Source organism: Pseudomonadota bacterium, assembly GCA_016719885.1.
Classification (GTDB): Bacteria; Pseudomonadota; Gammaproteobacteria.
In genome coordinates this window covers 116,343-139,159 of sequence record JADJYF010000011.1, presented here as the reverse complement: position 1 = coordinate 139,159, position 22,817 = coordinate 116,343, and the positions used below count along the sequence as shown (strand labels likewise).

Annotated in this window: 19 protein-coding genes and 2 pseudogenes; 12 read left to right on the top strand and 9 right to left on the bottom strand. The window is 65.9% G+C overall.

Going from position 1 to position 22,817, the window contains the following annotated elements; genetic code table 11:
* Positions 1–31 precede the first annotated feature (31 nt).
* The 6 genes and pseudogenes from IPM80_12965 to IPM80_12940 all read right to left on the bottom strand — a co-directional run bounded on the left by IPM80_12965 (position 32) and on the right by IPM80_12940 (position 5,205).
* Positions 32–469, bottom strand: coding sequence for a GNAT family N-acetyltransferase (locus tag IPM80_12965; GenBank protein MBK8959310.1), 438 nt, complete (start codon positions 467–469; stop codon positions 32–34).
* Positions 459–1,640, bottom strand: coding sequence for a cupin domain-containing protein (locus IPM80_12960; GenBank protein MBK8959309.1), 1,182 nt, complete (start codon positions 1,638–1,640; stop codon positions 459–461). Before IPM80_12960 ends, IPM80_12965 begins: the two co-directional genes overlap by 11 nt.
* Positions 1,637–3,268: an acyl-CoA synthetase gene (locus IPM80_12955; GenBank protein ID MBK8959308.1), complete on the bottom strand. Its 1,632-nt coding sequence runs from the start codon at positions 3,266–3,268 to the stop codon at positions 1,637–1,639. Before IPM80_12955 ends, IPM80_12960 begins: the two co-directional genes overlap by 4 nt.
* 77 nt (positions 3,269–3,345) lie before the next feature.
* Positions 3,346–4,149 carry a hypothetical protein gene (locus IPM80_12950; protein ID MBK8959307.1) on the bottom strand — a complete coding sequence of 268 codons (804 nt, stop codon included), beginning with the start codon at positions 4,147–4,149 and terminating at the stop codon, positions 3,346–3,348.
* A gap of 186 nt (positions 4,150–4,335) precedes the next feature.
* Positions 4,336–4,872, bottom strand: a pseudogene (locus IPM80_12945) (hypothetical protein).
* A gap of 177 nt (positions 4,873–5,049) precedes the next feature.
* A pseudogene (locus tag IPM80_12940) lies at positions 5,050–5,205 on the bottom strand (hypothetical protein).
* Positions 5,206–5,458: 253 nt separating this feature from the next.
* Here IPM80_12940 and IPM80_12935 point away from each other — a divergent pair.
* From IPM80_12935 to IPM80_12900, 8 genes are all read left to right on the top strand, one after another.
* On the top strand, positions 5,459–6,796 hold the full coding sequence (locus IPM80_12935) for an aspartate aminotransferase family protein (protein MBK8959306.1): 1,338 nt from the start codon (positions 5,459–5,461) through the stop codon (positions 6,794–6,796).
* A 125-nt stretch (positions 6,797–6,921) separates the two neighbouring features.
* Positions 6,922–7,602, top strand: a complete 681-nt coding sequence (locus tag IPM80_12930; protein ID MBK8959305.1) for an SDR family oxidoreductase — start codon at positions 6,922–6,924, stop codon at positions 7,600–7,602.
* A 40-nt stretch (positions 7,603–7,642) separates the two neighbouring features.
* Positions 7,643–7,945: a nitrile hydratase subunit beta gene (locus IPM80_12925; protein MBK8959304.1), complete on the top strand. Its 303-nt coding sequence runs from the start codon at positions 7,643–7,645 to the stop codon at positions 7,943–7,945.
* Positions 7,938–8,714, top strand: coding sequence for a nitrile hydratase subunit alpha (locus IPM80_12920; protein ID MBK8959303.1), 777 nt, complete (start codon positions 7,938–7,940; stop codon positions 8,712–8,714). Before IPM80_12925 ends, IPM80_12920 begins: the two co-directional genes overlap by 8 nt.
* Before the next feature lie 160 nt (positions 8,715–8,874).
* Positions 8,875–10,623: a serine/threonine protein kinase gene (locus IPM80_12915; GenBank protein MBK8959302.1), complete on the top strand. Its 1,749-nt coding sequence runs from the start codon at positions 8,875–8,877 to the stop codon at positions 10,621–10,623.
* A 130-nt stretch (positions 10,624–10,753) separates the two neighbouring features.
* On the top strand, positions 10,754–11,533 hold the full coding sequence (locus IPM80_12910; GenBank protein MBK8959301.1) for an EthD domain-containing protein: 780 nt from the start codon (positions 10,754–10,756) through the stop codon (positions 11,531–11,533).
* Between the two features lie 198 nt (positions 11,534–11,731).
* Positions 11,732–12,913, top strand: coding sequence for a hypothetical protein (locus IPM80_12905; protein ID MBK8959300.1), 1,182 nt, complete (start codon positions 11,732–11,734; stop codon positions 12,911–12,913).
* Between the two features lie 136 nt (positions 12,914–13,049).
* Positions 13,050–13,502 (top strand): acyl dehydratase, encoded by a 453-nt coding sequence (locus IPM80_12900; protein ID MBK8959299.1) that lies wholly within the window; start codon positions 13,050–13,052, stop codon positions 13,500–13,502.
* Positions 13,503–13,514: 12 nt separating this feature from the next.
* Here the strand turns inward: IPM80_12900 and IPM80_12895 are convergent, their stop codons facing one another.
* Entirely contained in the window at positions 13,515–14,825 is a 1,311-nt protein-coding gene (locus IPM80_12895; GenBank protein ID MBK8959298.1) for a M18 family aminopeptidase, read from the bottom strand.
* A 71-nt stretch (positions 14,826–14,896) separates the two neighbouring features.
* Complete coding sequence (locus IPM80_12890) at positions 14,897–15,376, bottom strand: peptidylprolyl isomerase (protein ID MBK8959297.1); 480 nt, start codon at positions 15,374–15,376, stop codon at positions 14,897–14,899.
* Positions 15,377–15,490: 114 nt separating this feature from the next.
* On the opposite strand from IPM80_12890, the gene IPM80_12885 reads away from it, so the two are divergent.
* From IPM80_12885 to pepN, 4 genes are all read left to right on the top strand, one after another.
* Entirely contained in the window at positions 15,491–16,705 is a 1,215-nt protein-coding gene (locus IPM80_12885) for an NAD(P)/FAD-dependent oxidoreductase (protein ID MBK8959296.1), read from the top strand.
* A 21-nt stretch (positions 16,706–16,726) separates the two neighbouring features.
* Complete coding sequence (locus IPM80_12880) at positions 16,727–17,515, top strand: enoyl-CoA hydratase/isomerase family protein (GenBank protein ID MBK8959295.1); 789 nt, start codon at positions 16,727–16,729, stop codon at positions 17,513–17,515.
* A 120-nt stretch (positions 17,516–17,635) separates the two neighbouring features.
* The gene (locus IPM80_12875) at positions 17,636–17,941 is read left to right on the top strand and encodes an EthD family reductase (protein MBK8959294.1); all 306 of its coding nucleotides are present in this window, start codon (positions 17,636–17,638) and stop codon (positions 17,939–17,941) included.
* Positions 17,942–17,950: 9 nt separating this feature from the next.
* The gene (pepN, locus tag IPM80_12870) at positions 17,951–20,593 is read left to right on the top strand and encodes an aminopeptidase N (GenBank protein MBK8959293.1); all 2,643 of its coding nucleotides are present in this window, start codon (positions 17,951–17,953) and stop codon (positions 20,591–20,593) included.
* Positions 20,594–20,674: 81 nt separating this feature from the next.
* On the opposite strand, the gene IPM80_12865 is transcribed toward pepN, so the two are convergent.
* Positions 20,675–22,759, bottom strand: a complete 2,085-nt coding sequence (locus IPM80_12865) for an elongation factor G (GenBank protein ID MBK8959292.1) — start codon at positions 22,757–22,759, stop codon at positions 20,675–20,677.
* Between the last annotated feature and the right edge of the window lie 58 nt (positions 22,760–22,817).

Here is a 22,817-nt window from a genome sequence, read left to right as displayed (position 1 = left end):
TGCGCCCGCCAATGTGCGAATGAATTCGCACCTACAGGAAACGCAGGCGCATCTCGCGATGCGGGATGCCGGCATCCATGAACTCGTCGCCCGCGGCGATGAAACCGTGACGCGCATAGAAAGCCATGGCCTGCACCTGCGCGTGCAGGTGCACGGCGGCCAGGCCTTGCCGGCGCGCCGCCTCGATGACGGCGTGTAACAGGCGCGAGCCGACGCCGCTTTTGCGATAGGCGGCCAACACCGCCATGCGCCCGATGTGGCCGCCGGCGCGCAGGCGCACCGTGCCGACCGCGACCTCGCCGTGCCAGGCCAGCCAATGCCGCGCGCTCTCGTCCTCGCCGTCCCACTCGAGCTCTTCCGGCACCTGCTGTTCGTCGATGAACACCGCGCGCCGCACGCAACACAGCGCGTCGTGGTCGCGCCGCCAGTCGGCCGCGCGCACCGCTATCGCGGCGGACTCAACGCTCATCGTCGAACAGCAGCGCGCCAAAGTTGTAAAGCTCTAGCGCCAGCGCGCGGGCATCGCGGGCGCGCAGCTGGCGTGGCGTGATGCGCCACGCCGCGTCAGCGCACAGGCGCTCGGCGAAGCGCGCGGCGGCGCCCTTGCACGCCAGGCCCTCGCCGTCCACGAACAGGTACACGCCATGCGCCGCGCGCATGAAGACATAGCGGCTGGCGGGATGGCGCGTGAGCGCGTTGTCGTCGGCCAGACGCTTATCGAACTGTTCGATGCGCAAGGGCCGCGTCGGCCGGTCCTTGAGGTCGGGATACTTGCGCTCGCTGACATGGCGGCCGAACCAGCGGCGGAAAGCCTCGGCATCGCCCACGCGTTCCATGATCATGCCATGCAGACGCGCGATGGCCGTCGCATCGATTTCACCGGCGTTGGCGGGCAGGGTCATGCCGGCATCGCTGTAGCGATCGTCCTCGACCAGCCCCTCGAGCGCGGCGTCGGCCCAGTGGCTGATGAGTTCGCTGCGCGACGGCGCGCGAAAACCGACCGAATAGGTCATGCAATGCTCGCCCACGCCCACGCCGTGGTGGCCATAGCCCGGCGGCAGGTAGAGGATGTCGCCGGCTTCCAGCAGCCAGTCATGCTCGACTTCGAAGTTCGCGAGCAAACGCAGATCGGCGTTCGGCAGCAGCGCGCTGTCGGCGTCGTAGCGCGGCCCCACCTGCCAGCGCCGCGTGCCGAGTCCCTGCACCAGGAACACGTCGTACTGGTCGAAATGCGGCCCCACCCCGCCGCCATCGGCGGCATAGCTCACCATCACGTCGTCGATGCGCCAATCCGGCACGAAACGGAAGGCCTGCAGCAGCGCCGCCACTTCGGGCACCGAGTGATCGACCGCCTGCACCAGCAGCGTCCAGTTGCGCCTGGGCAGCGTCCCGAAGCGCGCGGCCGCGAGCGGCCCGGCTTCCAGGCGCCAGCCTTTCTTGTCACGCAGTACGAGTCGCGCCTCGACGTCGGGTTCGCAGGCGAGACCCGCCAGCTCTTCAGGCGCGAGCGGATTGCGCCACTGTTGCCAGGCCTGGCGGATCAACAGCGGCTTGCGCTGCCACACTCGCGCCAGGAAGTCGCGGTGATTGAAATCCTCGCGCCAGGTGTAAGCGGTGGGCGCCTGTTCGCCGTCGTTCACGGCGCCGCGGCGAACAAGGCCTTGGCCGTCACGTAATCGGCCTTGCCGTTGGGCGCGCGCGGCGTGTGCGGCACCAGCACCAGGCGCTTGGGCAGCTTGTAACTCGCAAGCTGGGTGCGCGCTTCGGCCATGATGGCTTCCGCGGTGGCGCTGGCACCCGGCTTCAAGGACGCCACGCCCACCACGCGCTGGCCGAACTGCTCATCGGCCTCGCCGAACACCAGCGCGTCTTCCACCGCCGCGTGACGCTTGAGAATTTCTTCCACCTCTTCGGGAAAGACCTTCTCGCCGCCGGTATTGATGCAGTTCGAACCGCGCCCGAGCAGGGTGATGCTGCCATCGGCTTCAACCGTCGCCATGTCGCCGGGAAAGGAATAGCGCTGGCCGTTGATGGTGCGGAAGGTACGCGCCGATTTCTCTTCGTCCTTGTGATAGCGCAAGGGCACCATGCCGCCGTTGGCGACCATGCCCACTTCGCCCGAGCCCGGCGCCACTTCGCGGCCATCGTCGGTGAAGACCTTGGTGGTCGGGCGCAGCGCGAACTTGGCGGTTTCGCTGGCGGGCGTGTCGCGCGTCATCACCGACTGGCCCATGCCGCCCTCGGTCGAACCGAGCAGGTCCGCCAGCGCTACCTGCGGCAGGTGTTCGAGCATGGCGCGCTTGACCTCGGTCGACCACATCGCGCCGGACGAGATGATGGCCTGCATGCAGGTGAGATCCCAACGCTTGGGCTCGGCATCGAGGGCGCGCAGCATGGGCCGCGCGAAGGCATCGCCGACGATGATGAGCTGCTGCACGCGTTCGCGCGCGATGGTGTCCCATAGTTCTATCGGGTCGAGACCTCGGCCCTCGAGAAACACCGTCGCGCCACCCAGCATGTGCGGCGCCATCATGCCCAGCCAGCAGCCCGTGCCATGCATGAGCGGCGGCGCCGACATCGCCACCAAGGGCGCGCCTGCCGCGGCGCGCGCGCGCGCGGCGTCGAGCAGCTGGGTGGTGCTCTCCAGCGGCGGCTTGCCGAACATGGTCGGATAGGACTGGTAGAAGAAACGCGTGAACTCCTGCATCGAGTAGGTCACGCCCTTGGGCATGCCGGTGGTGCCACCGGTATAGAGAATGTAGAGCTCGTCGCCGTGGGGCTTGATGCGCGCCGCCGGCTGCGCGCTGGCCTGGATGTCCTCGTAACGGAGCGCGCCCGGCACGGCGTGACGTCCGTCGGCCGCGGGGCCGTCGTCGACTTCGATGAGCAGCTTGAGGCCGGGCACCTGGCCACGCACCCGCGCCACGCGATCGGCCAGCGAGCTGTGGTAGACCAGCGCCTCGACATCGGCGTTGTCGAGCAGGTAGGCGAGTTCCTGGTCGAGATAGCGGTAGTTGATGTTGATCGGCACGCCGCGGATTTTCATCGCGGCGAAATTGGTCTCGCAGTATTCGGGCGAGTTGTACAAGTACATGCCGACCCGCGCGTGGGGCCCGAGGCCGCCCTCCAGCAGGCACTGCGCGAGACGCGCGGCGCGCTGTTCGTACTGCGCCCAGCTGTAGCGGCGTGCGCCCTGCACAACCGCCACTTCGTCTGGCAACGTGTCGGCGACCGCTTCCCAGATCGCTCCGTAATGCGTTTCGACCATGACCTACCCCCTCGGCGTTTTCGCCATTGTCGGCGATAGGCCGGGGCGACGCGAGGGGTGGGCGGCGGGCAATCGACTCAGGTCAGGGTGACGGTGACGAGCTCGTGCTGGTTGATATCGAGATTGAACAGCACGTGGGCGCTGCCATTGCCGGTGACATTGGTATAGCCCTGGAAGATGCCGGTCAGGGCCACGTCCTTGGTCCAACCGCCGCCGGTCAGTTCCACGGCGTCGTCCGCTTCGCCCTCGATGAACAGCGAGTCGGTGGTCGATGACAGCGCCAGTACGTCGCCGGCGTTCAGTTCGAGGGTGTGGGCCTGGCCGGGCGCATCACTGTTGGAGGCGAACAGGATGACCTCGATGTCCTTGATGAGGGCGTCATCGATGGCGGTCAGATCCAGCGACACCGTCGCCGCCTGGCCGACCAGGTAGAGGCTGTCGCTGGCGCCCGCGCCGCCGTCGATGAGGGTGGCATTGGCGCTGAAATGCAGGATGTCGTCGCCGCCATCGCCGAACAGGCTGTCGTGACCGAGGCCGCCAATCAACTGATCGTTGCCATCGAGACCGTGCAACACGTTGTCGTTGCTGTTGCCGATGATGACATTGCCCTTGGTGTTGCCGGTGGCGTTGAGGGCGGAGGCACCCGTGCGCAAGGTCAGGTTTTCCTGCTGGGAAAGCAGCGTGTAGCTGATGGAGCTGAACACGGTATCGGTACCGGGATCGTCCACCGGTTGGAGAGGGTCAATCTCGTTGACGTCATCGATGACGTAGCGGTCGTTGCCACCGCCGCCTATCAGGTGGTCGACGCCGCCGCGACCGTCCAACACATCGTCGCCGTCCAGGCCCAGCAGCGTGTCGACGCCACTGCTGCCGGTCAGGATGTTGTCGTGGTCATTACCCTGCGCGCGGCGGCCGACGGTGCCGTACAGCGTGATGTCTTCCTGGCCCGCATTCGCCGCGAGCGTGAAATCGAAATTCACGAACACGGTGTCGTGCAGGCCCGGATCGGCACCGGTCGCGATCTCCGCCGCGACATCCTTGGCCACCACGCCGTCAAGAATGTAGGTGTCGTCGCCGTTGCCGCCCCTGAGTACGTCGACGCCCGCGTCGCCTTGCAGCGTGTCGTTGCCGTCGCCACCGTTGAGCACGTCGTTGCCGGCGCCGCCAAACAGCAGGTCGTTGCCCGCGCCGCCATCGAGTGTGTCGTTGCCGATTCCACCGCCCAGCTTGTCGTCGCCGTTACCGCCGGACAGCGCATCGTTGCCCTTGCCGCCCGCGAGCCTGTCGTTGCCGTCCAGGCCACGCAGGGTGTTGGCGCCGTCATTGCCCTGGATGACGTTATTGCCGTTGTTGCCGTTTGCCGTCAGGGCGGCCTTGCCCAGCAGAATCAGTTCTTCCTGGAACGCGCCCAAGGCGTAACTGACGACGCTCTGCACCTGGTCGTGGCCCTTGTCGGCCAAGGTCTTGTTGATCTCGCGGATGTTGTCGATGAGGTAGACATCATCGCCCGCCCCGCCGCGCAGGTCGTCGATGCCCTTGCCGCCGACCAGGGAGTCGTTGCCGCCCAGCCCGATGAGGATGTTGGCGCCATCGTTGCCGAACAGCTCGTTACGAAGATTGTTGCCGGTGCCGGTCAGGCGCGCATTGCCCAACAGGATCAGGCGCTCCTGGTTGACGCCAAGCGTGTAGCTGACGAGCGCGCCGACCCTGTCGAAGCCCGGATCGGCGAGACCGCGGGTGATGTCGCCGGCGTTATCGACGATGTAGGTGTCGTCGCCCGCACCGCCGCGCAGATCGTCGTCGCCCGCGCCACCGTCGAGATAGTCATTACCGCCGTTGCCGATCAACACATCCTTGCCGCCCAAGCCGTACAGCTCGTCGGCCTTGGCCGTGCCTGTCAGGGTCTCCGCCTTGTCCGTGCCGGTTTTCTTCGCCATCTCGCCGTCCGTTCGCAACACCGCGCCGACATGGCGCGCTGGCGACCTTATACCGTGCCGGACCGGCGCCGACCATGACCAAGCGCCGCGTTTCGGGAATCTGTCAATTGTTTACCGATGGGCTCGTCGTCGCGGGAACCTCGCGCCGTATTGAGTGCAAGGGCGACCCGGCGCACGCGCCCCATGCTTGGCGGGTATCATGGCCATCATCACGCGCCAACCGATGACGCCGCCTTTCGCTGGAGCCAGCCCGATGTCCGACCGCCTGCCGCCCGCCACCGCCCAACCTGCGCTCGAAGCCCTGTGGCTGCCGTTCACGCACAACCGCCATTTCAAACAGCATCCACGCATGGTCAGCGGCGCCGAGGGCATGTACTACACCACGCCCGACGGGCGCCGCGTGCTCGACGGCCTGTCGGGCCTGTGGTGCTGCAATGCCGGCCATCGCCATCCGCGCATCGTCGAAGCGGTCAAGGCGCAGCTCGATGAACTCGATTACGCGATAGCCTTCCAGGTTCATCACCCCAAGGCCTTCGAGCTCGCCAACGCGCTGACCGCCGCCGCGCCGGGCGATCTGAACCACGTGTTCTTCACCAACTCCGGTTCGGAAGCCGTCGATACCGCGCTCAAGATGGCGCTCGCCTATCACAAGGCGCGCGGCGACGGTGGCCGCTATCGCCTCATTGGCCGCGCCAAGGGCTATCACGGCGTCGGCTTCGGCGGCATCTCGGTGGGCGGCATGAGCGCCAATCGCCGCGCTTTCGCCGGCGCGCTGCTGCCGGGCGTCGATCACCTGCCCCACACCCACAGCCTGGAACACATGGCGTTCAGCAACGGCCAACCGACCTGGGGCGCGCATCTCGCCGACGACCTCGAGCGGATCGTCGCGCTGCACGACGCGTCGACGATCGCGGCCGTCATCGTCGAACCGATGCAGGGCTCGGCCGGCGTCATCGTGCCGCCACGCGGCTACCTCGAGCGCCTGCGCGCCATTTGCGACAAGCACGGCATCCTGCTCATCTTCGATGAAGTCATCACCGGCTTCGGCCGCATCGGCGAACTGTTCTCGCCGACGCGCTTGAACGTGATGCCCGACATCCTGACCTTCGCCAAGGGCATCACCAGCGGCATGGTGCCGCTCGGCGGCGCGCTGGTGCGCGACCACGTGTACCAGGCCTTCATGCAGGGGCCCGAACACCTGGTGGAGTTCTTCCACGGCTACACCTACTCGGGACACCCGCTGGCCTGCGCCGCCGGCCTCGCGGCGCTGGCCGTGTATCGCGACGAGGCGCTGTTCGAGCGCGCGCGCCAATTGGAGCCCGTGCTGGCCGACGCCGTGCACAGCCTGCGCGGCGAACCGAATGTCATCGACATTCGCAACTTCGGTCTCGCCGCCGCGGTGGAACTGGCGCCGCGCGCCGACGGCGTATCGCTGCGCGCGATGGAGGTCTTCGACCGCTGCTTTGCGCAAGGCGTGATGCTGCGCTATACCGGCGACATCCTGGCCCTGGGCCCGGCCGCCACCGCCAGCGAGGATGAACTGGGCATGATGGTGGATACTTTGCGCCAGGCGCTGCGGGCGGCGCGGTGAAGCGCTCCGAGGGTTGGGTACGTGGCCGTGGGTCCGACTTCAGTCGGACATTCGCGAAGCGAATGCGGTGTCAGACTGAAGTCTGACCCACAATATCCTGATTTCGGATTTTTGGAGCCAACACCATGAGCCAACGCCTGCTCGGCAAACGCGTACTCGTCACCCAATGCGAGGACTACATGGGCCCGCCCACGGTCGAGATCTTTCGCGAGGAAGGCGCCGAGGTCATCGCCGACAAGCGCGACCTGCGCGGTGCCGGCGCCTGCGAAGCGCTGGTCGCGGACAGCGGCCGGATAGATATCCTCATCGCCAACCTGGCCGGCCCGACCTTCACCGGCATCGCCACCAGCGAACTTCGCGATGAAGACTTCGCCACCACCTTCGATCTCATGGTGCATCCCCTGCACCGCCTGACGCGCGCGGTGCTGCCGCAGATGATTGCGCGACGCGCCGGCAAGGTGGTGGTGTATGGCAGCGCCTCGGCCCTCAAGGGCATGAAGACGCTGGCCGCCTATTCCGCGGCGCGCGCGGCGCAGGTCGGTTACGTGCAATCGGTCGGCGTGGAAGTGGCCAGCCACAACGTGCAGGTCAATCTCATCGCGCAGAACTACGTGGAAAACCCCAGCTACTATCCGCCGTCGCTCACCAGCCGCGAATCCTTCCAGGCCTCGCTGCGCCGCCAGGTGCCGGCCGCGCGTCTGGCCAGCGCGCGCGAAGACGTGCTGTTCGCGCTGTTCCTGGCCAGCGATGAAAGCAATTTCTTCACCGGCCAGGCCATTCCGTTCTGCGGCGGCTGGGTACAGTAGTTGCGAATTCATTCGCACATCGAATCGGAGGTTTGATGCCATGCGCAGCCATCACGACATGGGCGGGCTGCCCGCCGCCGAGATCAACGCCAGCGAGCACGATTACGCGCTGTGGGAAAAACGTGTCGACGCCCTGCTGGTGATGCTGACCGCGAAGAAGCTCATGACCGTCGACGAACTCAGGCGCAACATCGAAGCGCTGGGCGCCGAGGCCTACGACAGCATGAGTTACTACGAACGCTGGATACATGCCATCAGCCAGACCCTCATCCAGCGCGGCGTGTTGACCGTCGACGAGATCGGCCAGCGCATGCGCGAAGTGGAGTTGCGCGGCCATGAGTGAAGCGCCGCGGGCGCGCTTCAAGGCCGGCGACCGCGTGGCGGTGCGCGTCGCCGAGCCACCGGGCCATGTGCGCACGCCGTTCTACATTCGCGGCAAGCGTGGAATCGTCGAACGTCTGTGCGGCAGCTTCGCCAATCCCGAGGAACTCGCCTACGGTCGTGACGGCCTGCCGCGTCAGCCGCTGTACCGGGTGCGCTTTCGCCAGTGCGAAGTGTGGCTCGAGATAGCGGTGCGCGAACTGCTGCAGGACAAGGGCATCCTGTCGGCCGATGCGGTGCGCCGCCAGGTGGAGAACATGGACAACCGCACGCCGCAGGTCGGCGCGCGCGTGGTGGCGCGGGCCTGGGTGGATGCCGCCTTCAAGCAGCGACTGCTGGCCGACGGTAACGCGGCGCTGGTGGAGTTGGGCATCGACCGCGGCCCCTACACGCTGGTGGTGGTGGAGAACGACGCGAACACCCACAACCTCGTGGTCTGCACCCTGTGTTCGTGCTACCCGCGCTGGCTGCTGGGCCTGCCGCCGGACTGGTACAAGAGTCGCGAATACCGCTCGCGGGCGGTCCACGAGCCGCGCGCGGTGCTCCGCGAGTTCGGCACCGAACTCGCGCCCGGCCGGGACATACGCGTACACGATTCCACCGCCGACATGCGCTACCTGGTGCTGCCGCGGCGTCCCGCCGGCACCGAGGACTGGAGCGAGGAGGCGCTGGCGGCCTTGGTCGGCCGCGACGCCATGATCGGCGTGACCGAGGTCACGCCCCCCGCCTAAGCCACTGACGCGGCGGGCACTATCGCCGCGGCGCGACTACAGCCCGGCGCGCGGCCGGCCGCTAAGCCCGGCATCTCCCCAGCGTGGCGGCCCGACCTTGCTTGCCTTGACCACCCTTAAGCGGTATACGAAAACGGCGCCCGCCACACAACGTCCCCGCATGTCCGTAAGTCCGTCGTTCAATCTCAATGCCCTCCGTCACGGTACGGAGCTGCATTGGTACACCATCGACCGGGTGCTCGGCCAAGGCGCCTTCGGCATCACCTACCTCGCCACCGACAACAACCTGCATCGGCCGGTGGCGATCAAGGAATACCTGCCGGGCCAGCTCGTGCATCGCGAGCAGGACGGTTCGGTGCTGGCACTGACCGACGAACTGGTCGAGGAATACGAAGCCGGCCTCAAGCGCTTCATCTTCGAGGCGCGCACCCTCGCCCGCTTCGAACACCCGGCCATCGTGCGCGTACACAACATCTTCGAAGCCAACCGCACCGCCTACATGGTGATGCAGTACGAGCAGGGCGAAGGCCTGGACCGCCTGCTGAAAGCCCGCGGCACGCTGACCGAACACGAGATCCTGCAGCTTCTGCATCCCTTGCTGGACGGCCTGGAAGTGATCCACGGCGCGGGCTTCGTGCATCGCGACATCAAGCCGGCCAACATTTTCGTGCGCAGCGACGGCACGCCGGTGCTGCTCGATTTCGGCTCGGCGCGCGAGGCCATGACCGGCGAGTCGCGCACCATCACCAATTTCGTGTCGCCGGGTTACGCGCCGATAGAACAATACGCCGGCAAGAGCGATCAGCAGGGTCCGTGGAGCGACATCTACGCGCTCGGCGCGACCATGTATCGCGCCATGACCGCGCGCGCGCCCAACGATGCCGTGGAGCGTTCCCAGGCGCTGGCGCAGAACACCATCGACAGTTACCAGGTCGGCGCGCGTCACGCCAAGCGCAGCTACAGCGCGCAGTTGTTGGGCGCGGTCGATCACGCCCTCGCGTTTCGCGTGCAGGACCGGCCGCAGAACATCGCCGCGTGGCGCCAGGAATTGCCGCCGCGAGTCGAAGCCGACATCAACACCGCCGACTGGGACAGCGCCACCGCGCCCACCATTGCCATCGACAATGGTGCGCCGACGCTGGCGGTGACCATCGCCACCGGCCTCGCCACCGCGCCACGCGTCGATACGCACCCTGCCAGCGCGCCGGCCGAGGCGCCGGCGCAGCTCGGCACGCTGACCCGCGCGCGCCTGGCGCGCATCGAAAAACGCCACTACGCCTACGGACTGGCAGTGCTGGTGATCTCGGCGCTCGCGGTGGGCAGCTGGCTCGGGCGCGGCGTGATCGAGCCACAGCCGCACACCATCGAACTGCCGGCGCCGGCGGCCGAAAGCGCCGCTGTCGCGGCGGCGCCCGCCGGTGCAACACCAGTCGAGGCGGCCCCCGCGGCAGCGCCGGAAGTCATACCGCCGGCGCCCAGCGCGGCGCCAGCAGGCACCGGCGTCACCTCGTCCTCGGAACAGGTGGCACTGTTGCTGTTCGCCGCCAGCAGTGACATCGAAGCCGCGCGCCTGATGTCGCCGGCCGGTCAGAATGCCTACGAAAAATATCGCGCGGTGTTGAACATTGAACCCGCCAACGCCGCCGCCCGTGAGGGCTTGAATACGCTCGCCGAGCGCTACCTCGCGCTGGCCTACCGCGAAATGGACGCCGGACGCTTCGAGCTTGCTTCGAGCTACATCGCCAACGCCGCCACCGCCGCGCCCAAGCTTGCGGCGCTCGCGGACGCGCGGCGCACGCTCGCCACGCGACGCCCGGTGGCGGACAACTCGGCGGTGCCGGTCATCGCGCCGCGCAAAGGCGCACCGATAGTCGAGATGTCTTCCAACGCGCGCGGCGCGCCGCGCTGAGTCGTCCCATCCTCCCCGTTGGATAGCGCATTCGCCGTCGCGCTGCGCGCGGCGCGCGCTTCCTCGGCTATAGTCTGGCTTCGACGGCCGCAGCGCCCGTCACAGCCACAGACCAACGAAGGGGGAGCCCATGATCCGTTTAGAATTCGTCCTGCGTCGCAAGCCCGGCATGAGCCGCGCGGATTTCCAGGCCTATTGGCGCAACGTGCACGGTCCGTTGGTGGCCAGGCACTCCACCACCCTCGGCATTCATCGCTACATTCAGCTGCACACGCTCGACGATCCGATCAACGATGCGCTGGCGGTGGCGCGCGGCGGCATGGAGCCGGAATACGACGGCGTCGCCGAACTGTGGTGGGAGAATCCCGAGGCGCTGGCCGCCGCCAACACCGCCGCCGGTGCGGCCGCCCTCACGGAACTGCTGGAGGACGAAAAGAATTTCATCGACCTACCGAAGTCGCCGATGTGGTTCGCCTACGAGTACCCGCAGGTCAATCCTTCCGAATACGTCATCGCCCATGAACACGGCCCGCTGGTGAAGCTGTTCTTCTGCCTGCGTCACCTGCCGCACCAGTCTCTGGCCGAAGGCCAGCTCTACTGGCGCACCAACCACGGCCCCCTGATCCGCAGCGTGGCGCCGGGCTTCCGCATGCAGCGCTACCTGCAGGTGCATTACTGCGAGGACATTGCAGGCGTAAAGGCCATGAGCGACGCACGCGGCATCACCACGCCACCCTATTCGGGTCACGCCGAAGCGTGGTTCAACCGCGGCGACCTGATGACCATGGCGAATATTCCGGAAGCGGCCGGCGCCATGCAAATCGCCATCGCCGACGAAGCGAAGTTCATCGACTTCAAGCGCTCGGCGATGTGGATAGGCAAGGAAAAGGTGTTCATCGACCGGCGTTGAGCGCATCCGAGGTGGGCGCCGCAACGGCGCCCCCTCTCGCCCGCAACAAGCCAGCACGCGTCGCCGCGCCGCAGGCCTCCTCTCTTTGAAGCACGGCAAGCGTCCCAATCGAGGCTGTCGTGCTCACCCCGCGAGCGCTAATCTTTGGCACAGTTCAGTCGCCCCACTGAGCGCCACTGCCAAGGAGGTCCGGCCATCATGTCCCTACACGTCTGTTCGCGGCTCGCTCGCGCCGCGCTGCTTGCGATCATCGGTCTGCAACTGGCTGCCTGTTCTTCGTTGTACGACAGGGCGCGCGAGGACGAGTGGGGGCCGCGCGCCCTGCTCAATCCGGCGCAAATCGTGCCCAAGAGCCCGCGTGCCGCGGCCACCGTGGCCAACACCTGGAGCACGAGCGGCGATCGTCCCAGCGAGTTCGACCAGTTCTACGCCATCGAGCGCAAGCTGAATGACCCCGCGGACAAAGACGATAAAGAGAAACTGCTGAGGCGCTACGTCGAGCAGGGCATCGTGCTGTCGAACAACGTCTGCGACACCTGGTTCAACCTGCTCGAACGCGCGCAGGCCAATACGCAGTTCTGGAAAAACAACTCGGTGATCACGGCCGCCACCGCGACCACCATCATGGGCGCAGCGGATGCGGCCGCCAGGGAAATAGCCATCGTCGCGGCGGGATTCGCCGGCATCAATGCCGGCTTCGAGAATTTCCAGTCGACCTTCCTGTTCTCGCCCAACATGCAGACGGTGCGCAAGCGCATCGCCGAATCGCGTGAGCAGGCGGTCAATGCCAAGTTTCGCAGCACGAGTAACCCGATCACGAGCTACGAAGTCGCCAAGGCGGAACTGCTGAAGTATCACCAGCTGTGCTCGGGTTCGGAGATCAAGAACCTGATTCAAAGCGCGGTCGACATCGCGGGTTATGAATTCGATGCCACCAGTTGGACAACCAAGATCCAGCAAGCCGGAAGGCTCGCGCCGACACCGACCAGGTCGATAGAAAACTCGCTGTCGGAGGTATTGCTCGCCCGCGCCACCGCCAGGAAATCCTTCGATGCGCTCAAGGCCAACACCAACGCCGCACTCGCCACCGCCATCCAGGCCTTCAGCACGGCCCACGATACGCTGTCCACGGGATGGGACGTGATCCAGGCTGGCGGCAACAGTCCCAGCATCACATCTGAAACCGAAGTGGCGAAGATCAGCGCGGCGATCCTCGCGTTGAATGAACCGGTGGAGGCCGTCAAGGCGCTGGCAAAGGCCGCGCCCGACAACAAACCACTCGAAGAGGCCTGGCAGCTGCTGGAGAAAGCCCACGGCGACATGATCGCGGTCGGCAACAAATTGACGGGGTTGAAGAAGGCTTACATCGCTGCGCAATAGCGCCGTCCGCACGGCTGGTACGTCGAGCACGGTGGGGCCCCGTCGCTCGCCACGCGCAAAACCTGTGGCACAATCGCACGGTGACCGTCCGCCTTGATCGGTCACCCCATCTTGCCCACAGCAGCCGACCGCCGACATGACCGCCACCACTCTCTACTTCGACGACCTCAAGCCCGGCGATCGCTTCCACTTTGGTCCCTATCACGTGACGCGTGAGGAGTTGATCGAATTCAACACGCGCTGGGATCCCTTGCCCATCCACCTCGATGACAGCGCCGCCCAGGCGCGTGGCCTGAAGGGCATGACGGCCTCGGGCCAGTACACGCTGTGCGTGAAACAGAAGATGTTGAACGGCGCGGCGTGGACCGACGCGGTGATCGGTGCGCTCGGTTTCGACGAACTGCGCTTTCCGCACCCGGTGTATCCGGGCGACGACCTGCGCCTGACCATTGAATGCCTGGAACTGCGCGCCTCGAACAGCAAGCCGGACCGCGGCATCGTGAAATTCGCGTTCCGCGTCAGCAACCAGGACGACGTGACGGTGCTGAACTATCTCGACACGGTGATGTTCGCGCGCCGCATGGCGTGACGCGCACGCGCGTCAGGACCAGCTCGCGACCGCGAGGCTCTTCAACCCGTAGAACGCCAGCAGCGCGCGATACAGCGCATGGGCGTCGTCGGCGCCCGCCAGTTCGCGGATGGAATGCATGGCGAAGGTCGGCACGCCGACATCCACGGTGCGTACGCCGAGCGCGGCGGCCGTGAGCGGCCCGATGGTGCTGCCGCAGCCCATGTCGGTGCGGGTCACGAACGACTGCAGTTCAACCTTCGCCAGCTCGGCCGCATGCCTGAACAACGCGGCGCTTTCGCTGTTGGTGGCGTAGGACTGGTTGCTGTTGACCTTGACCACCGGCCCGCGATTCAGCAGCGGGCCATGGCGGTTGTCGTGCTTGTCTGAGAAGTTGGGATGGATGCCGTGGGCGTTGTCGGTCGACACCAACAATGAGCGGGCGATGGCGCGGGCGTAGACCTCGTCGTTGCCGGCCCAGCGTTCCAGCACGCTCTTCAAGAAATTGCCACGCGCGCCCGCCACCGAGGTGCTGCCCACTTCCTCGTGATCGCTCGCGATCATGAGCTGCGCGGTGTTTGCCTTGCTGTCGATGAGGGCTTCGAGGCCGGTAAAGCAGCTCAAGAGATTGTCGAGGCGCGCGGCCGCGATGAATTCCTGCGCCACGCCGACCATGGCGGGTGGCTGGGTGCCATAGAAGCACAGCTCGAAGTCGAGGATGTCGGCGCGCGCGAGGCTTGCGTCCTGCTTCTTGAGCTCGCCTTGCAATAGCGCCTCGAGATCGAAGGGTTTAGCGCCGGCCAGGCCCAGCACGGGCGGCAGCATGGTCTGCTTGTTGATGGAGCGGCTGTCGTTCGCTTCGCGATCGAGGTGGATGGCGAGGCTCGGAATGATGGCAAGCGCACGCTCGAAATCCACCAGTACGCTGCGCAAGGCGCCCCGTTTGTCGCGCAGCGTGATGCGTCCCGCCAGCGACAGGTCGCGATCGAACCACGGGTTCAACAACACCCCACCGTAGACCTCGACGCCGAACTTCACGTAGCCCACGGTCTCGTTGACGGCATTGGGCTTGAGCTTGAGGCAGGGACTGTCGGTATGCGCGCCGACCATGCGCAGGCCCTCTTCGCCGAGCGCCCGCTGGCCGCTGCGAAAGGCGACCAGCGACGACTGGTTGCGTGTCACGAAATAGCGGCCACGCGGCACGATGCGCCAGGCCTCGCTTTCGTCGAGTTCGACGAAGCCGGCGGCCAGCAGTCTTTGGCGCATTAGCGCCACGGCATGAAAAGGCGTGGGCGCGCGCTGAAGGAAGTTGAGAAGCGCGGCGTTGAATTGCGGTTTGGACATGGCGTGCACGGTCAGGACAGGTCGGAAGTCAGGCGTCGGCGTGCGCGAACGAATCCACGCACGCCCGATGCTCAATGATGATGGCCGCCGGCGCCGTGCACGTGGCCATGGGCCAGTTCTTCGGCGCTCGCTTCCCGCACTTCGACAATCTCGATGGCGAAGTTCAAGGTGGCGCCGGCCATGGGGTGATTGGCATCGACGTCGACCACGAACTTGCCGGGCTTGATCACGCGAACCTGGCGCGGGCCGTGTTCGGTATTGACCATGATCGGCTGACCGGCCTGCAAACGGCCCTTGGTCAGCACGTGCTTCATCTGCACGCGCGCCACGGCGTCGTCGCGGCGTACGCCGTAGGCCAGTTCCGGTGCAATGGTGGCGGTGAAGCTGTCGCCGGCGTTCTTGCCGGCCATCTCGTTCTCGAGGCCGGGAATGATGTTGCCGTGACCGTGCATGTAGGCGAGCGGCTCGCCCTGGTGGGAGTCTTCCACCTGCTCGCCATCGACGCTCAGGCGGTAATGAAAAGTGACTACGCTGTCTTTGTCTATCGGCATGCCGACGTCCTCGTGACTTGGTTTGGATGGCTGCTGTCGGCATGGCACGGCGGGCGCCGCGCGCGCAGATTCGCGGCGCCAAGAATACTTTAAAATCGCTGGCCTACACACGGGATGGTCCCGTGCCAACGCCACGGGACGTGCGCCTTGCCCAGCTTTGACGTCATCATCATCGGCGCCGGTGCGGCGGGCCTCATGTGCGCGCTTACCGCCGGCCAGCGCGGCCGTCGCGTGCTGGTGCTGGACCACGCCGAGGTCGCCGCCGAGAAGATCCGCATTTCCGGCGGCGGCCGCTGCAACTTCACCAACCTGTATTGCGGCGCCGGCAATTTCCTGTCCGCCAACCCGCATTTCTGCCGCTCCGCGCTGGCGCTCTACAGCCAGCATGACTTCATCGCGCTGGTCGAGCGGCACGGCATCGCCTGGCATGAAAAGACCCTGGGCCAGTTGTTCTGCAACGACTCGGCGCAAGACATCATCGACATGCTGCTCGATGAATGCGCGCGCGGCGGCGTCGAAGTGCGGCTGGCCACGCCGGTGACCACGGTCCGCCGTGGCGAGAGCGGCTTCGAACTCGCCACCGCCAGCGGCGTGTTCATGAGCGAACGCCTGGTGTGCGCGACCGGCGGGCCGTCCATCCCGGCCATCGGCGCCAGCGGTTATGCCTATGCGCTCGCCGCGCAGTTCGGCCTCAAGGTGGTGACGCCGCGCCCCGGCCTTGTGCCGCTGGTGTTCTCGCCGGCGCTGAAAGCCGCGCTGGCGGGCTTGAGCGGCGTGGCAGTGGACGCCGAGGTGCGGTGCGGGAGCGCGCACTTTCGCGAGGCGCTGCTGTTCACCCATCGCGGCCTGAGCGGACCGGCGATTTTGCAGATCTCTTCCTACTGGCTGCCGGGCCAGACGCTCCTCATCGATCTCGCGCCCGACACCGACGTGCTGGCGCTGCTGCGCGCGCAACGCGCGAGTCATCCCCGCCAGCAGGCCGCCAGCGCCCTCGCCAGCGTGCTGCCTCGCCGCCTCGCGCAGCGCCTGGCCGAACACGCCGACTGCGCGGAAGCTAATCTCGCCGAGTTGTCCGATGCGAAACTGCGCGCGCTGGCCGAGCGCGTCGCACACTGGCAGGTGATGCCGGACGGCAGCGAGGGACTGCGCAAGGCCGAAGTCACGGTCGGCGGCATCGACACCGACGGGCTGCATTCCAAGACCATGGAAGCACGCGCGGTGCCGGGCCTGCATTTCATCGGTGAAGCAGTGGATGTCACCGGTCACCTCGGCGGCCATAATTTCCAGTGGGCGTGGTCGTCGGGCGTGGCCGCCGGCCGCGCCGTGTGAATTTTTCCAGGAGAGCGACACATGTCCGATACGGTAGTGCTGGAGGTCAGCGAGCGCGTCGCGCTCATCACCCTGAACCGCCCCGACAAGCTCAACGCTTTCAGCGACGAGATGCTCATGCTGCTGGTGGCGCGCATCGATGAATGCGCGGCACGCGACGACGTCGGCGCGGTGGTGTTGACGGGCGCCGGTCGCGGCTTCTGCAGCGGCGGCGACGTCAGCACCATGGGCGGCGATGCGGACAATCGCGCGCACGTCACCAAGGAATACATCTGGCACACCATCCAGGCCTTCCCCAAGCGCCTCGCCCATTTCGACAAACCGATCATCGCCGCGGTCAATGGCGTCGCCACCGGCGGGGGCCTCGATCTCGCGCTGGCCTGCGACCTGCGCGTCGCCGCGCGCAGTGCGCGCTTCGCCGAAACCTACGCCAAGATTGGCCTGCTGCCGGGCGGCGGCGGCGCCTGGTTCCTGCCACACCTTGTAGGCAAGGCCTGGGCCTTGGAATTGCTGCTGGCGGCGGACTTCATCGACGCCGACACCGCGCAGCGCATCGGCCTCGTCAATCATGTCTACGACGACGACCAGCTGCTCAGCGAGGCGCGCGCCCTCGCCCACCGCATGGCGCACATGCCGCCGCTGTCGGTGCGCCTGATCAAACGTGCGGTCAATCACGCCTTGAACGGCGACATGACGGCATCCTTCGACTTGATTTCCTCGCACATCGCCATCGCCAAGGGCGGCCCCGATCACGCGGAAGCGATCAGCGCCTTCCGCGAGCGGCGCGAGGGGAAATACCAGGGGTATTGAGCAGCTTGCCAGGCGACGGTGTGCGACTGAATTCGCACCTGGGTTCCGTGACGGCACCCTGTTTGCCCGACCGGCCCTCACCCGCTAACTTGTCACCTGAGATCCGCAACGGAGGCAGCCATGTACAAAGTCGTCGGCATCATCAAGCGCCCCCAGGGCATGGAGTTCGAAGCGTTCAAGACCTGGTGGCTCACCGAGCACGCGCCCAAGGTCAAGAAATGGCCGGGGCTGGTGAAGTACCACATCAATCTGTGCACCACGCCGGACCAGGCTTTCGATGGCATGGCCGAAGTGTGGTTCAAGACCAGGGCGGACATGGATGCGGTGTTCCACACGCCGGAAGGTCAATACGCACGCGACGGCGCCACCGTCACCGCTTCCAACATCGCCATTCTCCTCACTGAAGAACACGTCATCGTCGAGTAAGCCATTGCCATGTTGAATCCCACGCCCCAGACCACCTATCTCAAGGACTATCGTCCACCGGCCTACCTCATCACCGAGGTGATGCTGGATATCGATATCCAAGGTGACGCGACGGTGGTCCGCGCGACGCTCAGTGTCGAACGCAATGCCGGCGCCGACGCCGACGCGCCGCTGGTGCTGAACGGCGACAGCCTCGAGCTGCTCGGCATCGCGCTCGACGGGCGCGAGCTCGGCGCCGATGACTACCGGCTCGACGCCGAACAGCTCGTCGTCGCGCGCGTGCCGGCGCGCTTCACGCTCGACACCGTGGTGCGTATCGATCCCGAGCACAACACGCAGCTCATGGGGCTCTATGCTTCACAGGACGGCTATTTCACGCAATGCGAGGCGGAAGGCTTTCGACGCATCACCTGGTTCATCGACAGGCCGGACGTGATGGCGCGCTACACCACCGTCATTCACGCCGATCGCGCGCGCTTTCCATTGCTGCTCTCCAACGGCAATCTCGACGCCAGCGGCGAAGAGGCCGGCGGCCGGCACTGGGCGCGCTGGGTCGATCCTTTTCCCAAGCCCTCTTACCTGTTTGCGCTGGTCGCCGCGCGGCTCGACGAGCGCGAAAGCGATTTCGTGACCGCTTCGGGACGCCAGGTCAAACTCAAACTGTTCGTTGAACCCGGCAAGCTCGACCAATGCGCGTTCGCGATGGAAGCCTTGCAGGCGGCAATGCGCTGGGACGAAGAAGTGTTCGGTCTCGAGCTCGATCTCGACCAGTACATGGTCGTCGCCGTCGGCGACTTCAACATGGGCGCGATGGAGAACAAGGGCCTCAACATCTTCAACACCAAGTACGTGCTGGCGCGCGCCGATACCGCCACCGACATGGACTTCATGATGCTGGACCGCGTGGTCGCCCATGAATACTTCCACAACTGGACCGGCAACCGCGTCACCTGCCGTGACTGGTTCCAGCTCAGCCTGAAAGAAGGCCTGACGGTGTTCCGCGATCAGCAATACGGCGGCGACCGTTACTCCCATGCCGTGCAACGCATCCAGGAAGTGCGCGTGCTGCGCGCCGCGCAGTTCCCCGAGGATGCCGGCCCCATGGCCCATCCGATCCGGCCCGAGTCCTTCATCGAGATCAGCAATTTCTACACCGCCACCGTCTACAACAAGGGCGCGGAAGTGGTGCGCATGATCCACACCCTGATCGGCGCCGAGCGCTTCCGCGCCGGCATGGATCTCTATTTCAAGCGCCACGACGGCCAGGCGGTGCGCACCGAGGATTTCGTCGCCGCCATGCAGGACGCATCCGGCGTCGACCTGGGCCTGTTCCAACGCTGGTATGGCCAGGCTGGCACGCCACACGTGCAGGTCTCCGGCAGCTACGATGCGGCCACGCGTCGTTATACCTTGCAGCTCGAGCAGAGCTGCGCACCCACCCCCGGCCAGCCGCACAAGCTGCCCTTCCAGATCCCGATAGCGCTGGCGCTGCTCGACCAGGCAGGCCGCGAACTGCCGCTGCGCCTTGGCGGCGAGCGCGCGGCCGCCGGCACCAGCCGTGTGCTGTCGCTGTGCGAGGCGCGCGAGCAATGGGTGTTCGAAGACGTCGACGTCGCACCGGTACCTTCGCTGCTGCGCGGCTTCTCCGCGCCGGTGGTGCTGCGGTTCGATTACAGCGCCGCCGAGCTCGCCCATCTCATGGCCCACGACGGCGATCCGTTCAATCGCTGGGAAGCCGGGCAGCGACTCGCGCTCGACGTGCTGCTCGCCGCCATCGCCGACATCCGCGCCGCGCGCGCGCCGCGCTGGCCGGACGATTTCATCGCCGCCTGCGGACGCGTGATCGCCGACGCCGCCCACGACCCGGCCTTCGCCGCGGAAGCCCTGAGCCTGCCCGCCGCCGGCTATATCGCCGAGCAGATGGACGAAGTCGACGCCGACGCCATTTACAGCGCGCGCCTGGCGCTGCGTCAGCATCTCGCTGCCCGCTTCGAGCACGAATGGCGCCGCCTGTACATGAGCAACGTGGTGGCCGGCCCCTACTCGCCCGATGCAGCCTCGGCCGGACGTCGCAGCCTGCGCAATCTCGCGCTCGGCTTCCTCATGGAACTCGAGACACCGGAGATTCACGCACTGGCGCTGACGCAATTGAAGGACGCCGACAACATGACCGACGCCATGGCAGCGCTGAGTGCGCTCGCCAACAGCGATTGCGCCGAGCGCGTCGAGGCGCTGCGCTGGTTCTACGAGAAGTGGCAGGGCGAACCGCTGGTGGTCGACAAGTGGTTCACGGTGCAGGCCAGTTCACGCCTGCCCGACACGCTCGCGGAAGTGCGAGCCCTGCTCCAGCACCCGGCCTTCGACATGCGCAATCCCAACAAGGTGCGCGCCGTCATCGGGGCGTTCTGCCAGGGCAACCACGTGCGATTCAATGCCGCCGACGGTTCGGGCTACGCCTTCGCCGCCGCGCAGGTCATCGCCCTCGACCCGCACAACGCGCAGGTCGCGGCGCGCATGGCGCGCTCCTTCGATCGCTGGCGGAAGTTCGACGCCGGGCACCAGGCCCATGCCGAGGCGGCCTTGATGCGCATACGCGATACGGCGGGCTTGTCGAAGGATACCTTCGAGGTGGTGTCGCGGGCGCTGGCCTGACACAAGGCACATCGGATTGTTCAGGGCCTCACAAAAAACGGGCCGCAATGCGGCCCGTTTTCATTTCACGAAACGTAAGGCCTACTTGTTGGCCTTGCGCTCCTTCGCTTCCTTGATCACCTCGTCCGCGATGTTGCGCGGGCACGGCGAGTAGTGCGAGAACTCCATCGAGAACTGGCCACGACCGGAAGTCATGGTACGCAGGTCGCCGATGTAGCCGAACATTTCACCCAGCGGCGCTTCGGCCTTGATGCGCACGCCCAGCACGCCGGATTCCTGCGCCTTGATCATGCCGCGACGGCGGTTCAAGTCACCGATGACGTCACCGACGTGGGCATCGGGCGTGAACACGTCGACCTTCATGATCGGCTCGAGCAGTTGCGGCTGCGCCTTCGGCACGGTCTGACGGTAAGCCGCCTTGGCCGCGATTTCGAAGGCCAGCGCCGAGGAGTCGACCGCGTGGAAGGCGCCGTCAATCAGCGTGAACTTGACGTCGAGCAACGGGTAACCCGCCAGCACGCCTTCGACGATGCTGTTCTCGAAACCCTTCTCCACCGCCGGCCAGTATTCACGCGGCACGTTACCGCCGGTGACCTTGGACTGGAACTCGAAACCGGTGCCGGTCTCGCCCGGCTCGACGATGTAGTCGATCTTGGCGTACTGACCCGAACCACCGGTCTGCTTCTTGTGGGTGTAGGAGAATTCGACGCGCTGGGTGATGGTTTCGCGGTAGGCCACCTGCGGCTTGCCGACCACCACTTCCACGCCATGGGTACGACGCAGGATGTCGACCTTGATGTCGAGATGCAATTCGCCCATGCCCTTCAGGATGCACTCGCCGGACTCTTCGTCGGTCTCGACGTGGAAGGACGGGTCTTCGGCAATCATCTTGCCGAGCGCGATGCCCATCTTCTCGGAACCGGCCTTGTCCTTGGGCGACACGGCGATCGAAATCACGGGCGCCGGGAACACCATCGGCTCGAGGGTCGCCGGGTCCTTCGGATCGGCCAGGGTGTGACCGGTCTGCACGTTCTTCATGCCGAGCACGGCGACGATGTCACCGGCCTGCGCGGACTCGACGTCGTTACGCGAGTCGGCATGCATTTCGACGATACGGCCGATACGCTCGGTCTTGCCGGTGTAGGTGTTCAACACCGTCACGCCCTTCTCGATGCGCCCCGAGTAGAGACGCAGGAAGGTCAGGGCGCCGTAGCGGTCGTCCATGATCTTGAATGCCAGTGCGCGTAAGGGACGGTCGGCGTCGACGATGGCGAACTTGCCGGTCTCGTTGCCTTCCAGGTCCACTTCCGGCTGCGGGTTCACTTCCATCGGGTTCGGCAGGTAATCGACCACGCCGTCCAGCACCAGCTGCACGCCCTTGTTCTTGAACGAAGAGCCGCAGAAGGTCGGGAAGAAGTCGAGCTTGATGGTGCCGGTGCGGATGCAGCGCTTGATGGTGTCGATGTCCGGCTCTTCGCCTTCGAGATAGGCGGTCATGACGTCGTCATCCTGCTCGACGGCGATTTCGATGAGCTTCTGGCGCCACTCTTCGACCTTGTCCTTCATGTCGGCCGGCACGTCTTCGAGGCGGTACTTCATCGGGTCGCCGGAGTCGTCCCAGATCCAGGCCTTGCGGGTCAGCAGATCGACCACGCCCTTGAAGCTGTCTTCGAAGCCGATGGGCAGCACCATCACGATCGGGCGCGCGCCCAGCACCTTTTCGACCTGGTCGACGACGCGATAGAAATCAGCGCCGGTACGATCGAGCTTGTTCACGTAGATGATGCGTGCGACCTTGGAATCGTTGGCATAACGCCAGTTGGTTTCGGACTGCGGTTCCACGCCGCCGGAACCGCAGAATACGCCCACGCCGCCGTCCAGCACCTTGAGCGAACGATAGACCTCGATGGTGAAGTCGACGTGCCCGGGAGTGTCGATGATGTTCAGACGATGGTCGTTCCAGAAGCAGGTGGTGGCGGCCGACTGGATGGTGATGCCGCGCTCACGTTCCTGGTCCATGAAGTCGGTGGTGGTGGCGCCGTCGTGCACTTCGCCGATCTTGTGGATCTTGCCGGTCAGTTTGAGGATGCGCTCGGTGGTCGTGGTCTTGCCCGCGTCGACGTGGGCGAAAATGCCGATGTTCCGGTAGCGTGTGAGGTCTGTCATATTGGCTCTCAAATATCCTGCGGCAATACGCAACGGCCGCTCGAAAATCCTGGTTCGA